We start from the raw sequence: 297 nt of genomic DNA, 5'->3' as shown, positions 1-297 counted from the left end.
AAGTAGACCGCCTGGGGAGTACGGTCGCAAGATTAAAACTCAAATGAATTGACGGGGGCCCGCACAAGCGGTGGAGCATGTGGTTTAATTCGATGCAACGCGAAGAACCTTACCTACTCTTGACATCCAGAGAAGCCAGCGGAGACGCAGGTGTGCCTTCGGGAACTCTGAGACAGGTGCTGCATGGCTGTCGTCAGCTCGTGTTGTGAAATGTTGGGTTAAGTCCCGCAACGAGCGCAACCCTTATCCTTGTTTGCCAGCGAGTCATGTCGGGAACTCCAGGGAGACTGCCGGTGA

Annotated in this window: 1 rRNA gene; it reads left to right on the top strand. The window is 54.5% G+C overall.

The window, feature by feature from the left end:
• A 16S ribosomal RNA gene (locus EXZ60_RS19070) occupies positions 1–297 on the top strand; the annotation flags it as partial.

This window comes from Vibrio sp. 1151_11 (assembly GCF_029478525.1).
GTDB classification, from domain to species: Bacteria; Pseudomonadota; Gammaproteobacteria; order Enterobacterales; family Vibrionaceae; genus Vibrio; species Vibrio anguillarum.
The sequence above is the reverse complement of the archived record's forward strand: the minus strand, read 5'-3'. Positions and strand labels throughout refer to the sequence as shown.